The 13747-nt window shown below is 38.6% G+C and carries 12 protein-coding genes; 8 read left to right on the plus strand and 4 right to left on the minus strand.

Annotated elements, in window-relative coordinates; translation table 11 throughout:
• Positions 1–53 precede the first annotated feature (53 nt).
• The 6 genes from B3C94_RS10470 (at position 54) to B3C94_RS10495 (ending at position 6366) form a co-directional block, all read left to right on the plus strand.
• The gene (locus tag B3C94_RS10470; RefSeq protein WP_172840641.1) at positions 54–1454 is read left to right on the plus strand and encodes a bifunctional UDP-3-O-[3-hydroxymyristoyl] N-acetylglucosamine deacetylase/3-hydroxyacyl-ACP dehydratase; all 1401 of its coding nucleotides are present in this window, start codon (positions 54–56) and stop codon (positions 1452–1454) included.
• A gap of 10 nt (positions 1455–1464) precedes the next feature.
• Positions 1465–2253: an acyl-ACP--UDP-N-acetylglucosamine O-acyltransferase gene (lpxA, locus tag B3C94_RS10475; RefSeq protein ID WP_075990789.1), complete on the plus strand. Its 789-nt coding sequence runs from the start codon at positions 1465–1467 to the stop codon at positions 2251–2253.
• Positions 2254–2270: 17 nt separating this feature from the next.
• The gene (locus B3C94_RS10480) at positions 2271–2900 is read left to right on the plus strand and encodes an ABC transporter ATP-binding protein (RefSeq protein WP_343556776.1); all 630 of its coding nucleotides are present in this window, start codon (positions 2271–2273) and stop codon (positions 2898–2900) included.
• Positions 2901–2984: 84 nt separating this feature from the next.
• Entirely contained in the window at positions 2985–3545 is a 561-nt protein-coding gene (efp, locus tag B3C94_RS10485; RefSeq protein ID WP_293903139.1) for an elongation factor P, read from the plus strand.
• Positions 3546–3789: 244 nt separating this feature from the next.
• Complete coding sequence (locus B3C94_RS10490) at positions 3790–4371, plus strand: 5-formyltetrahydrofolate cyclo-ligase (RefSeq protein WP_293903142.1); 582 nt, start codon at positions 3790–3792, stop codon at positions 4369–4371.
• Between the two features lie 252 nt (positions 4372–4623).
• Positions 4624–6366 carry a helix-turn-helix transcriptional regulator gene (locus B3C94_RS10495; protein ID WP_293903145.1) on the plus strand — a complete coding sequence of 581 codons (1743 nt, stop codon included), beginning with the start codon at positions 4624–4626 and terminating at the stop codon, positions 6364–6366.
• Between the two features lie 90 nt (positions 6367–6456).
• On the opposite strand, the gene galE is transcribed toward B3C94_RS10495, so the two are convergent.
• Complete coding sequence (gene galE / locus B3C94_RS10500) at positions 6457–7488, minus strand: UDP-glucose 4-epimerase GalE (RefSeq protein WP_293903148.1); 1032 nt, start codon at positions 7486–7488, stop codon at positions 6457–6459.
• Positions 7488–8480: a UDP-glucuronic acid decarboxylase family protein gene (locus B3C94_RS10505; RefSeq protein ID WP_293903151.1), complete on the minus strand. Its 993-nt coding sequence runs from the start codon at positions 8478–8480 to the stop codon at positions 7488–7490. The genes galE and B3C94_RS10505 overlap by 1 nt, the downstream gene beginning before the upstream one ends.
• A 65-nt stretch (positions 8481–8545) precedes the next feature.
• Here B3C94_RS10505 and B3C94_RS10510 point away from each other — a divergent pair, with 65 nt between their 5' ends.
• Entirely contained in the window at positions 8546–9823 is a 1278-nt protein-coding gene (locus B3C94_RS10510) for a 3-deoxy-D-manno-octulosonic acid transferase (protein ID WP_293903154.1), read from the plus strand.
• A 37-nt stretch (positions 9824–9860) separates the two neighbouring features.
• On the opposite strand, the gene B3C94_RS10515 is transcribed toward B3C94_RS10510, so the two are convergent.
• Together B3C94_RS10515 and hemW are read right to left on the minus strand one after the other, a co-directional pair.
• Positions 9861–11309: a glyceraldehyde-3-phosphate dehydrogenase gene (locus tag B3C94_RS10515; RefSeq protein ID WP_293903157.1), complete on the minus strand. Its 1449-nt coding sequence runs from the start codon at positions 11307–11309 to the stop codon at positions 9861–9863.
• Positions 11310–11446: 137 nt separating this feature from the next.
• Complete coding sequence (gene hemW / locus B3C94_RS10520; protein ID WP_293903160.1) at positions 11447–12574, minus strand: radical SAM family heme chaperone HemW; 1128 nt, start codon at positions 12572–12574, stop codon at positions 11447–11449.
• Between the two features lie 333 nt (positions 12575–12907).
• Here hemW and B3C94_RS10525 point away from each other — a divergent pair, with 333 nt between their 5' ends.
• Positions 12908–13693 (plus strand): hypothetical protein, encoded by a 786-nt coding sequence (locus B3C94_RS10525; protein WP_293903163.1) that lies wholly within the window; start codon positions 12908–12910, stop codon positions 13691–13693.
• Positions 13694–13747 lie beyond the last annotated feature (54 nt).

The following is a 13747-nucleotide window of genomic DNA, read 5'->3' on the forward strand; positions in this document are numbered from 1 at the left end:
ACGCATGAATGTTTTATCAAAAGAAGTTTTGATTTAAAAATATGTTATTAGAAATGAATGTAAAACAGAGAACCATCAAAAACGAGGTTGAAATTTCGGGGGTAGGTCTTCATACAGGGAAAATTGTATCGATGACCATTAAGCCAGCTCCGGAAAATCACTGGTTTAAGTTCAGACGTGTAGATTTAGAGGGGCAGCCAGAAATTTTGGTTGATGCGGATAATGTTACGGATACCTCTAGGGGGACGACAATTACGCAGAATGGGGCAAGTGTGAGTACAATTGAACATTTGATGGCATCTTTAATTGGTTTACAGATTGATAATGTGCTGATTGATATTGATGGCCCTGAAATACCCATCCTAGACGGGAGTTCAGCGATTTTTGTAAAATTGCTTGAGGAGGCAGGATTCGAAGAGCAGGATGCTGATCGGGATTATTATGAGATATCCAATAATATCCATTATGCGGAGCCAGATCGTAAAGTTGAGATATTGGGCATGCCGATGGATGGGTATCGGTTGACTTGTATGATCGATTTCAACTCACCTGTCTTGGGTAGCCAACATGCTGCGATCACATCAATTGAGGATTTTAAATCTGAAATCGCTTCTTCGCGCACGTTTTGTTTTTTGCACGAATTGGAAATGTTGGTCGATCATGGACTTATTAAAGGGGGGGATCTGAGTAATGCGATTGTTATCGTGGATAAGGAGACTTCTCCTGAGGAGTTGCAAAAATTAGCGCATCTTTTCCATAAAGAAACCGTTGCAGTTGCTAAAGAAGGAATATTAAACAATAATCAATTGCGTTATCAAAATGAACCTGCCCGGCATAAATTGTTGGACATGGTTGGAGATTTAGCGCTCGTCGGAAGACCTCTGAAAGGACATATTATGGCTGCTCGACCAGGGCATGCTGCAAACGTTGCCTTTGCAAAAAAGATAAAAGAGCAGATCAAGAAAGATAAAACACGTAAAAAAATTAAAGTTTACGATCCAAATATGCCGGCCTTGTACGATACGGTAGAAATTATGAAAATTTTACCTCATCGTCAGCCTATGCTTATGGTGGATAAAATCCTCGAATTGACAGAGACGCATGTTGTAGGTTTGAAAAATGTAACCATGAACGAAGATTTATTTATGGGGCATTTTCCTGGAGCACCATTATTTCCAGGGGTCTTGCAAGTAGAGGCTATGGCGCAGACAGGTGGAATTTTGGTTTTAAAGACAGTTCCTGATCCAGAGAATTGGTTAACCTTGTTCCTTAAAATTGAAAATGCACGTTTTAAAGCCCAGGTAACTCCAGGAGATTCGGTTATTTTTAGATGTGACCTGATGGAGCCAATTCGAAGAGGTATCGCAAAAATGAAAGGTGTGGCGATGGTAGGAGAGAAAATTGTGTGTGAAGCAGAGCTTATGGCACAGATCGTAAGAGTAAATAACAACTAAAGTAGTATAGATGATACAGCCATTAGCTTATATTCATCCTGAGGCAAAAATTGCTAAAAATGTGGTCATCGAACCATTTGTAACTATCTATAAAGACGTCGTCATTGGTGAAGGCACTTGGATAGGATCAAATGTGACCATTATGGATGGAGCTCGAATTGGAAAAAACTGTAAGATATATCCCGGCGCTGTAATTTCTGGAGAACCTCAAGATTTAAAATTTGATGGGGAGATCACTACAGCCGAAATTGGTGATAATACAACCATTCGTGAGTGTGTAACAATCAATCGTGGAACAAAGGATAGGTATAAAACGGTGATAGGGAAAAATTGTTTGATCCAAGCTTATAGTCATGTTGCGCATGATTGTGAAGTAGGTGATAACTGTGTTTTTTCAAACAATAGTACACTTGCTGGACATATTACGGTGGGTGATTATGTTGTACTTGCAGGAATGGTAGCTGTGCACCAGTTTGTCAAAATAGGCTCGCATGCATTTGTTACCGGTGGTTCATTGGTACGTAAGGATATTCCTCCTTTTGTTAAAGCTGCGCGTGAACCGATTTCTTATGCGGGGATTAATTCTGTTGGATTGAGAAGAAGAGGGTTTTCAGAAGAGCAAATCGCCGAGATTCAGAATCTTTATCGAATTCTTTTTGTCCAAAATAGAAACTTGGCTAAAGCGATAGAAATTATAGAAGCGGAATATCAGGCAACGGAAATCCGTGATGAAATTTTGGATTTTATTCGGAACTCAGGCCGGGGCATCATGAAAGGATTCAATAATAGAGCGATGTAATCGCGTTATCGATTCTAGTGAATTTGAAAATTACATTAAAAGATATTGGTAGGAGGTATAACAATGAATGGATTTTTAGGCATATAAACTATACCTTTGAGTCCGGCAAGAGTTATGCCATCCTTGGCCATAATGGTTCAGGGAAATCTACTTTTCTAAAAGTGCTTTCAAGTAGTTTGACACCCTCATCGGGTGAACTGATCTACACAGATGGAGACGAAATCCTTCCTTTAGATCATATCTATCAGCAACTATCTCTTGCAGCTCCTTATGTTGAACTGATCGAGGAATTTACCCTAAATGAGCTGATTGATTTTCATTTCAAATTTAAAAATTATCTTCCTTCTTTTGATAAAGAAACTGTCGTCAAACTTTTGGGATTGGAGCATGCGCTGGATAGAGAGCTACGCTTTTTTTCATCAGGTATGCGGCAGCGTGTAAAGCTGGCGCTAGCTTGCTGTTCCGCATCTGACCTAGTTTTATTGGATGAACCTACAAGTAATTTGGATAGTGCGGGTGAACAATGGTATCTTAGCTTGATAGATCGTACAAAGTTGCCATCCAGATTATTTATTGTCTGTTCGAATCAAAAGAAAGAGTATGAATTCTGCGATGAAACTATTTCCATTGTAGATTTTAAAAAGTAGCGAATGAAATTTTAATAACACAATTAGTTTTTGTACTTTTGACGACTCAATAATGAGATAACCGTTTAAAGTTCAATTCAAAGAATGGCTAAGGCATCAGAGGTAAAATCAGGAAATATCTTAAGATTTAACGGAGAACTAGTATCCGTAGAAGAATATATACACCGTACACCGGGCAATTTACGTGCATTTTATCAAGCTAGAATGCGTAATGTTAAAACTGGAAAGTTAGTTGAATACCGTTTTAGAGTTGATGAATCTGTAGAGATCGCTCGGGTAGAAACAAACGATTATCAATATTTATATGAAGATGGTGATTTCTTTGTTGTAATGGATAATAATACATACGAGCAATTTAATATTCCTAAATTTTTGTTCGGTGATTCAGCGCGTTTCTTGAAAGAGGGAATGACTGTAATTATTGCTTTTGAAAGCGATGAGCCTATTATGGCAGAAGCTCCAAAAAGTGTAGAGTTGGAAATTACATATACTGAACCGGCTGTAAAAGGAGATACTTCTACAAATGCTTTGAAAAAAGCGACTGTAGAGACAGGTGTTGAGATTATGGTGCCGTTGTTCATTAATCAAGGTGAGAAAGTAAGAGTAGATACGCAAACTGGTAATTATATCGAGCGCGTAAAATAATAGAAAGATTTTAGGTTTAGGTTGATTATTCGGTCTTGATAGCGCTCGCTACAAGGCCGTTTTTTTTGTATTTGAATAGATTTGAGTGCCAGTTTTTCGGTTTCGAATTAGAATTTCTTTTTTGCCTTAAATACAATTGAATGGCAGGAATATTATTTTTGGCTAATATTGACATAAATGATGGCCTCTAAAGGATCTTTTGAATGGGGATTGAGATTAGTTTTAATAAATAATTATTTTACAGATGAAATCAAAAAAGGAATTAAGATTGGAATATAAGATTAAACGATTGCAGCTGTCATTGGACATCGAAATTGCACTTAATGAACTTCTTCTTTCTCAGTTTACAAAGCTTGATCTTTCAAAGATAGCGTTTCTACATATTTTTATTCCCATAGAAAAATACCGCGAACCGAACACTTATCCAATTATCAATTATGTACAGCAACATTTTCCGCAAATAAAAATTGTTGTTTCCCGATCTAACTTTGAAGATTGTTCGATGCAACACTATATATTGGATCAACATACCATATTTGAAACGAATAAATGGGGTATTTCTGAGCCAATATCGGGTGCTCAGGTGGCTTCATCAGCAATTGATATGATTATAGTCCCCTTGTTAATCTTTGATCTTTTTGGTTATAGAGTGGGATATGGGAAGGGATTTTATGACCGCTTTTTCGCTAGTTGTAGAGTCGATGTACAGCGTGTTGGATTATCCTTTTTTGACCCAATTGATGTTATTTGGGATAAAAATAAATACGATGTACAATTAACGCAGGCAATTACACCAAATCGAATTTATCATTTTGATGCTGAATAATTATCTATATGAAATGACTGATTTGCTCCCTTTTGAATAGCACGATGTTTTTTCTAATATGTGCCTGTTTTGTTCGATGCTGCAACAATAGCGGAGTGGTTGGAACTGTATTCTTTTATTAAGCGGAGAGAGTTTAAGTCCATAATTGATGCTCTAATCCTAGGGATGGTTTGTGCGAGTTGATTTTGTCTTATGGTGATTTAATTAAAATTATTTTTTATTTTTATTGCGAAATTCAATGCCTGTACCGATATGTTTCGATTTCTTCTATTTCTTCTTTTCCTCACAATCATGCCTCGTCATGTTGTCTGTGGGATGGATCTAATGGACTCCAATTCCTCGGTTGAAGAGAAGAACTTTTACGAAACAATTATCAAGGAATCAGAAAAGTATCAAACCTCTAGTCTAACCTTAAGTAAATATCTAGCACCATATTTTAGCCAAGCGGTACGAAAAAATGATAAGGCACTTTTGGCAATTTATTATTGTCTGCTGGCGGATCAGTCTTTTAATGATGAAGGTGCACGAAATAGTTTTAGTGACAAATACTATTTGAAAGCCCTGGGTCTTGAAGAAGGATATAGCTACCAAAATGTACGAGCTTGGGTTAAAGTGATGTACGGATTTTATCTATATCGATGTCTGAAAGCTTCCGAAGCATTACCTTTTATCTTGGAAGGAGAAAAAGGGCTGGAAGATATCCCCAAAGAACTTGTTTTAGACCTAACACAAACCTATAAGAAGCTCGGTTATTTTTTTGGAACCTTAGGCGATTATACCTCTGGAATCAAATACCTAAATTTAGGGCAGCAACAGGAACAAATTTCACCAAGATTAAAAGCCGAAATTTTAGACAATTTAGGTGTATTGACGTTAAAGAGCGGTGGGGATACGCTGCAGGCAATGAGAAATTTTGAGCTGGCTCAAACTCTGGCTCTTTCTGAAAATGACTCGTTGCGTTATGCAAAGATTTTGGGTAACCAGGCTGCGGTATTTGAAGGCATGAAGGATTATCGTAAGGCTTTATTGTTGCTAGATAAGGATCTTGAAATTTCAAGATCTCTTGGTAATGACCGAAACACAATCTTTGCCTTAATGATGCGGATTCGTTTAACCATCGCGAGTAAGGAAACTAAAGATGTCCGACAAATGATAGCGGAGACTGAATCTCTTTTGTCTGGTTCGGACGATAAGAAGACGATACTTGAACTAGAGATTCACAAGCTGAATTTGGCTATTCAAAGCCGGGATATGGGGCGTGAGCTGAATGCGCGAAGACGGATTGAACGCCTCCAAGATTCCTTACGCTTTTTAGATGGCGATCCGGTATTGTCCCAATTGAAGTTTATGGCTGACAAGCAAAAGTATGCCGATAAATTATCGCTGGCACAAGCTGTTATTAAGAAAAAACAAGCGGAAAGACGACTATGGCTGATCGTAAGTTTATTGGTACTGGTGTTATTCTTTTTTATATACAATGCTGTACGATCCCGTGCTAGAAAACGGATACGTGATTATGAATATCAGCTTCTTAATTTAAAATATACGAAGGCTGAATTGGATAGGGAATTGGTGAGTTCCAAAAGCCAGGTGGAAGAGTATGTCGCTTACCTCAAGAGGAATAATGAACAGATAAATGTGCTTTCAGCGATGCTTGAGGAAAAAGGGAATGTGGTTGAAAAGGACCGTGATGAACTAAAAACGTTGCTACAGTCGCATCTTATTACTGATGAGAAATGGCAGGAATTTAAATTATTGATTGTAAAAGAATTCCCAAATTTACTTCAGGATATACAATCTAAATTTTCCGATATCACCGAATCTAATTTGCGTGTCATTGTGCTTATGAAATTGGGACTAAATAATAAGGAAGTTGCCAATGTCCTAGGTGTTACTCCTGATGCCATAAAAAAATCAATGCAGCGTCTAAAAAAGAAACTTGGGGACCGAGCTAGTGTACTGATGGAATATATTTCAGATAAGGAGTTTGTATAAGGATTTTAATTATCCGTAATCGCGGGCATCAATAGAAAAATGCGCAATAGGAAACGTCCAATGTCGGCGACATTGGACGTTTTTTTATTTTTAATCCAGGGGATTTTCCTGTAGATTTTTTTCCCAGGCCCAAGCAGAGGCCATCATTTCGTCAATGCCGAGAGCTGCTTTCCAATGCAGCTGATTGGCTGATTTAGTGACATCACCGTATACTTTGATAATATCTCCATCACGGCGAGGACCAAATTCGTAATTTAATTTCTGTCCAGAGGCCTTTTCAAATGCTTTAATCGCTTCAAGAACAGAATATCCATTTCCGGTTCCCACATTGAATACATCGTATTTTCCATTTGGGTTACCTTGTTCCAATAATTTTATGGCTGCAACATGCGCTTTGGCTAGATCAACTACATGGATATAATCGCGGATGCAAGAGCCATCTGGGGTATCATAATCTGACCCAAAAACGGTTAGTTTTTCTCTTTTTCCAATTGCGGTCTGCGTGATGAAAGGCAATAGATTTTGCGGTACACCATTTGGTAATTCGCCGATTAAAGCGGATTCATGTGCTCCAACTGGATTGAAGTAACGTAATGCAATAATATTATAGTTGTCATATGCCGAAGCAGTTTCTTGTAATATTTCTTCTGCGATTTGTTTGGTGTTCCCGTATGGGGAAGTCGCCTTTTTAACAGGAGCACTTTCATCGACAGGCAGGTAGTCGGGCTCACCGTATACAGTACAGCTTGAAGAGAATACGAAATTAATCGGTTTATTTTGATAAGCTTCCAACAAGTTGATTAATGAAAAGAAATTGTTGTGGTAATACTTTAATGGTTTTTGCACCGATTCACCGACAGCTTTAGATGCCGCAAAATGGATAATGCCTGAAATGTCCGTATTGTTTTTCACAAAATCATTGACTTTGTCTGTGTCACAAAGATCGAATTGATGGAATTCGGGTCTAACACCAATAATCTTCTCGATCTGATCTAAAATTTTAATATTTGAATTCGATAGATCATCGACAATAACAGGAACATATCCTGCTTGATGAAGTTCAACTACTGTGTGTGAACCGATATAACCCGTTCCCCCTGTGACTAATATTTTTTTGTTCATTATTGTTGATTATAGTAAGTAAAGTCTTTATGTGATAAGTTCTCCAAAGGAATCTCTTTGTAAAATTCAATGGTCTTTTTTAATCCTGTTTTGCGGTCTATCTCAGGTTGCCAAGCTAATTTTAATCTAGCCATTCCAATGTCGGGTTTCCGTTGTTTAGGGTCATCGACCGGTAAAGCTTCGTAAGTAATTTTACTTGAACTTCCTGTTAATGCTATGATTTCTTTGGCCAATTGGAGCAAGGTAATTTCGTCGGGATTGCCAATATTGATGGGATTTACACAATCAGAGTGCAACAATCGATAGATGCCTTCGATTTGATCGTCGATATAGCAAAATGATCGTGTCTGTGAACCGTCTCCAAAAATGGTGATATCCTCTCCACGTATGGCCTGAGCGATGAATGTCGGGATAGCTCGACCATCATTGAGGCGCATTCTTGAACCAAAGGTGTTAAATATTCTGACAATACGGGTATCCAAACCATGGGCGTTGTGATAAGCCATGGTTATTGCTTCTTGGAAACGTTTAGCTTCATCATATACTCCGCGAGGTCCTACGGGGTTTACATTGCCCCAGTAGTTTTCGGATTGAGGAGAGACTAGTGGGTCTCCATAAACTTCTGAAGTAGATGCGACCAATATGCGCGCTTGTTTTGCGCGTGCTAATCCGAGGAGGTTATGCGTGCCTAAGGATCCAACTTTCAGTGTTTGTATTGGGATCTTAAGGTAATCGACAGGACTTGCCGGCGACGCAAAGTGTAAGATATAATCCAGATGTCCGGGGACATGGACAAATTTTGATACATCGTGATGATAGAAGTCAAAATTTTCCAATTTGAATAAATGTGCAATGTTCTGTAGGTCTCCGGTAATCAAGTTGTCCATCCCAATGACATCATAATCTTCTGCAATAAAGCGATCGCAAAGATGGGAACCTAGGAAGCCTGCTGCACCTGTTATCAAAATTCGCTTGCGATGTTTATTTTCCACTCAATGGTTCCTTTTAATGAAATGGGTTTAATATCTTTGACTAAGATAAACATTATTTTAAAAACATGCGTTTGCTTTATTCAATTGGAATCGTTCTTTATGGACTGTTACTGCGTCTTTTGACCCCTTTTCATGCCAAAGCAAGACTGATGGTAAAGGGGCGAAAAGACTGGTATTCCAAGATGAAACAAACGGTTGATTCCTCCCAAAAACATATCTGGTTTCATTTTGCTTCATTGGGTGAATTTGAGCAAGGGCGACCAGTATTGGAGGCGGTGAAAAATTATTATTTGGAGCATAAAATTATTGTAACATTTTATTCCCCTTCTGGCTATGAAATCCGCAAAAATACAAATCTGGCAGATTACGTTTTTTATCTCCCTTATGATACAGCGAAGAATGCGCGGTTATTCTTAGATCTTGTAAATCCGAGTTTTGTTCTGTTTACCAAGTATGAATATTGGTATTATTTTTTTGAAGGTCTACATAGGCGCTCCATTCCACTTTATTTAATTTCTGCCATTTTTCGACCTGAACAGATTTTCTTCCAAGCGTACGGAACTTTCTTTCTAAAAATTTTAAGTTATGTGACCTATTTTTTTGTCCAAAATGAGGAAAGTGTACGTCTACTAAAGGAATTTGGGATAAGAAATGCGAGCCTCGCAGGGGACACCCGGTTTGACCGTGTTGTGAACCTTCCTAAAAATAGGCAGATGATTCCTGAAATAGTACAGTTTATCGGAGATCGCCCTATTTTGGTTGCGGGAAGTACTTGGCCAGAAGACGAACAGATTTTGCAGGAATTGTTTCAGGATTATTCCAATTATAAATTGATCTTAGCGCCACATGAAATTAATGAATCGCACCTGGCGAGTATTTTTAATCTTTGGCCAGCGGCACTACGTTTTTCCAAAATGGCAACTTATAGTTCTACAGTATTGGCGGAATCAAATGTGCTCGTTATTGATAATATTGGCATGTTATCTTCCCTTTATGGTTATGGTCAAATGGCCTATATCGGGGGAGGGTTTGGTGTAGGCATACACAATACGCTTGAAGCGGCAACTTATGGCATTCCCGTTCTTTTTGGTCCTAATTTCAAAAAATTTCAAGAAGCTAAAGATCTTGTCGAAAATGGCTCTGGTTTTTCTATTTCAAATAGTAAAGAACTGAAGAGCGTATTTTGCACACTACAGGATCAGTCTACTTGTCAAGAAGCAGGCAAATTGGCTCGCGCGTATGTATTACAGAAAGCCGGTGCAACGCAGATTATTATGAAATATCTTAAGGGCAATGATGTAAATATAAAAAAGTCGGAAGCAGAATCTTCCGACCATGGCTAGCTATGTCGTCGCCTTTTATATCTTTTAGGATTGCCTGTTAATAGTAAGTGTACCTTCTCACACCCGTGATATGGCGTGACAAACGCATAACTTGGTGTGAATATCCATACTCATTGTCATACCAAACATACAGAATGACGTTTCTGCCGTCGGCAGAAACAATAGTAGCGGGGGCATCAACAATTGAAGCAGCAGTACTACCAATGATATCTGAAGAAACGAGCTCATTGTCCTTAGAAAATTTAATCTGTTCAACGAGCTCGCCATGAAATGAAGCCGCTCTTAAAAGCTCATTTATCTCGTCGACAGTTATTTTAGATTTTGTTTCAAGATTTAAAATAGCCAATGATCCATTTGGGACGGGGACACGAATGGCGTTAGAGGTCAGCTTACCGGCCAATGAGGGGAGTACTTTTGAAACAGCGCTGCCGGCGCCAGTCTCTGTAATCACCATATTCAGTGCAGCGGCACGCCCACGTCTAGATTTCTTGTGCATATTATCTACAAGATTCTGATCATTTGTGTATGAATGTATGGTCTCAATATGGCCTTTTTCAATGCCTATTTTATTTTCCAGAACCGCCAGAATAGGGGAGATTGCATTGGTGGTACAAGAAGCTGCAGAAAATATATGCTGTTCTTGTAGATCAATATCTTTTTCATTGACAGCATAAACGATATTTGGAATGCCTTTTCCAGGAGCTGTTAATAGAACTTGAAGGGTGCCTTTAGACAACAAATGACGACTGAGCTCTTGCTTATCTCGGAACGCTCCGGTATTGTCAATGACTAAAGCATCCTGTATACCGTACGCTGTATAATCGATATCTTCGGGTTGTTTGGCTGAGATGAGGTGAACAGTTATACCATTAATAATAAGTGATTGATTTTCTGCGTCTACCCGTACTTTTCCTTCAAATTCACCGTGTATCGAATCAGTTTTTAATAATGTTGCCCGCTTCAAGAGAGATTTGGCATCGTTTGCATCCCGTGTTACAATAGCGCGCAGGCGAAGCTGTTGTCCTGAGCCCGCTTTGTTTATAAGTTCACGGGCAAGTAAACGACCAATACGTCCAAATCCATAGAGCACAACATCTCGTGGTTTTAATTCCTGTTGCTGGTTAATGCCCTTTAACTCGTCTCTGATAAAATTGACAAGCTGTGCATGGTCAACATGGTATTTCTTGATCTGCAAGGCTAGTTTTCCAATATCAATACGTGCGGGAGAAAGCGGTAATCTCTCCAAGGCCTGAGCGGCGTGGAGTATTTCAAATATGTTTAATGGTTTTTCCGCAAGAACAGTGCTTTCGCTGAGTAAGTTGAGAATTGAACTGGATTTTACATCAATGAGCTGATTTCTAAAAAAGACAAGTTCGACAGCTTGGTTGTACCATAGGTTGCTAACAATTTGGATTAAGCTTACTGCAGCATTTTGTTGTGCTTGATAACTTTTGATTTCCTCGTCAAAAGATGGCTTGTGTGACATAATAATTTTATAATAGATTATGTTGCAAACATAGCACAAACTGTATGAAAAAATGAGTTATATTTTCATTTTAGCAATTTTTTATGTTATTTTAGTCTTACTATTATGCTTTTATTAATATTTAATATGTTTTGTTGCTAATCTTCTATAATAAACAAGTCTGACATAATATGATCTGCCATCAATTTCCCAGTATCCGTTAAACACAATTTGTTTTCCTTCATAACAAGATTTTTTTCGGCTATGAATGGGTCTGCATCTGCTAATACTCTATTTTTAACAGACTGTCCAAATTTATATTCCAGCACGGTTAAATCAAGGCCCCACATTGTTCTAAGTGATGTCATGATACACTCATTGATCTGGTCCAAGGTCGACAGCTGTTCTACTTCCAAAGGAGGCTGATTTGAATGAATGGAAGAGATGTATTTTGCATTGTTGGATATATTCCAGGATCTAGAGGTACCATTGAAAGAATGCGCTGAGGGGCCAATGCCAAGATAATGTTTGCCTTTCCAATAATTTGTATTGTGACGGGCATAGTGCCCATTTTTTGCAAAATTTGAAATTTCATACTGTTCGTATCCTGCTGCTTTCAATGTATTGATGAGAATGTTCATTTGATCTGCAGCCTGATCTGAATCAATAGCGGGACTTATGCCTTTTTTGATGAAGTGATCCAATGCTGTTTTGCTTTCTACTGTCATGGAATAAGAAGAAATATGGGGAATTGCAAAGTCAATTAGCTGCTGCATATTGTGGCGCCATTTTTCATCAGTTAGTAATGGGAAACCGTAGATGAGATCACAGGTAATATTTTCAAAACCTGCATCCTGCACCCGCATAATTGAAGCGGTTGCTTCTTGTTGGTTATGGGCTCTGTTCATCCACTTGAGGTCTTCTTCAAAGAAGGATTGTATCCCGATGCTGAATCGGTTGATGGGGGTATTCCTGAGGCTTTTTACTTTTGCCTGATTCAGGTCATCTGGATTTGCTTCCAGGGTGATCTCGGCATTGTTGGCGATATCAAAATGTTTTGCAATAGTATCAATGATTTGTGCTATTTCGTCTCCTCCCAGAAGAGAGGGAGTGCCACCTCCGAAATAAATTGATTCAATCTTTTTATCTTCCAGATAGGGTGCCCTAAGTTCAATTTCCTGTAATAATGCATTGATCATTTCACTTTTATATTGCAGTGAAGTGCTGAAATGGAAGTCACAATAATGACAGGCCTGTTTACAGAAGGGAATGTGGACATAAATCATGGAGACAAATATACCAAGACCATCTCAACTTCACCTCCTAATCGAATTTTTTCTTCTTTTACATCGAGTTCTCCGCTTGGCTTTGGATGCTAAGAATTGTCCTTAAGTCAGTAGGTTGGTTAAGCCCTTGTTCAGTTCTTGGTAAGCCGGACTTCGACGGACTTTGGCAGACTTTGGCGGACTTCCTCTCACTTGTGTCTAGTATAGGTGCTGGAAATTTATGTATGAAAGGATTGCTATACAGAACAGACAGCTCTTGACAACAAGATAGTTATTTTTTATCTTGTTGTCAAGATTTAAAGCGTAAAACATACCAATATATAAATCTAATTCATGAAGGAGTTATTCAAAGAGGTAATTGCAAAGAAACTGAGGAAAAGAGGTGCCGATTATCAGCTGAGTGCAAATAGTGTTTTATCGGGTACGGGTTTTGGCGATATGAGCAAATTAGCGTCCAGATTATATCGGGCCATGCAAGCGATCAATCCGTGGTTAACAGGGGGCGAAGTATATCGACGATTGTTGCGTATTTTGGTCACCATCCGAACTAAGAATCTCAATATGCTCAAGGAAGGTAAAATTGGCTATACGCATGTGCACCTACTCAATGGATTCCGGCTCAGCAAACGTATAGGTTGGGATTCTTTACTTGCTTGGAATCCTATTATTTCTCTGGATATTCCTGATCGGCAGGTTCACATAACGTTACCTGAAGATAAAAAAGGACGCTTAAGAAAGTTTCCAGAACGATCAGTTCAGCTAGGTATTACATTCTATGTAGTAGTTGCCGATTTGGAAAACCCAAGTAAGGTCCTCTATCAACGTGGAACAAAAACTGCATTAATTTCTCCTGAAGAAGACCCAAGGGAGCAGAAAGTGAAAATACCATTGGAATTTTATCCGAAGAGCTTAATCCTCGTCATAGGGACCGCTCAGTATCATCTTGGGAATACGATTAACAAAGATATTATAGCCTCGAATCACAGCTTAGATTATGCGACGGATATCTTGCAGACATTTCATGTTCAGGACGACCAGCTTTTAATGGAGTACAAGGAGAAGGAGCCTAAGAAAATGATATTCCCTGAACCTATTGTTGGTGATATTGAATGGGAATAGAGTGCCACCATTTTGAAACAAAACAGGATTGTTATTTCGGATATATGTTGATTG

This window comes from Sphingobacterium sp. UBA5670 (assembly GCF_002420705.1).
Taxonomy (GTDB): Bacteria; Bacteroidota; Bacteroidia; order Sphingobacteriales; family Sphingobacteriaceae; genus Sphingobacterium.

Excerpts from the sequence above, each read along its gene's own strand:
- efp (WP_293903139.1), top strand. The coding sequence starts at position 2,985 with ATGGCTAAGGCATCAGAGGTAAAATCAGGAAATATCTTAAGATTTAAC.
- B3C94_RS10490 (WP_293903142.1), top strand. The coding sequence starts at position 3,790 with ATGAAATCAAAAAAGGAATTAAGATTGGAATATAAGATTAAACGATTG.
- galE (WP_293903148.1), bottom strand. The coding sequence starts at position 7,488 with ATGAACAAAAAAATATTAGTCACAGGGGGAACGGGTTATATCGGTTCA.
- B3C94_RS10495 (WP_293903145.1), top strand. The coding sequence starts at position 4,624 with ATGTTTCGATTTCTTCTATTTCTTCTTTTCCTCACAATCATGCCTCGT.
- B3C94_RS10510 (WP_293903154.1), top strand. The coding sequence starts at position 8,546 with ATGCGTTTGCTTTATTCAATTGGAATCGTTCTTTATGGACTGTTACTG.
- lpxA (WP_075990789.1), top strand. The coding sequence starts at position 1,465 with ATGATACAGCCATTAGCTTATATTCATCCTGAGGCAAAAATTGCTAAA.
- B3C94_RS10470 (WP_172840641.1), top strand. The coding sequence starts at position 54 with ATGAATGTAAAACAGAGAACCATCAAAAACGAGGTTGAAATTTCGGGG.
- B3C94_RS10525 (WP_293903163.1), top strand. The coding sequence starts at position 12,908 with ATGAAGGAGTTATTCAAAGAGGTAATTGCAAAGAAACTGAGGAAAAGA.
- B3C94_RS10515 (WP_293903157.1), bottom strand. The coding sequence starts at position 11,309 with ATGTCACACAAGCCATCTTTTGACGAGGAAATCAAAAGTTATCAAGCA.
- hemW (WP_293903160.1), bottom strand. The coding sequence starts at position 12,574 with ATGATTTATGTCCACATTCCCTTCTGTAAACAGGCCTGTCATTATTGT.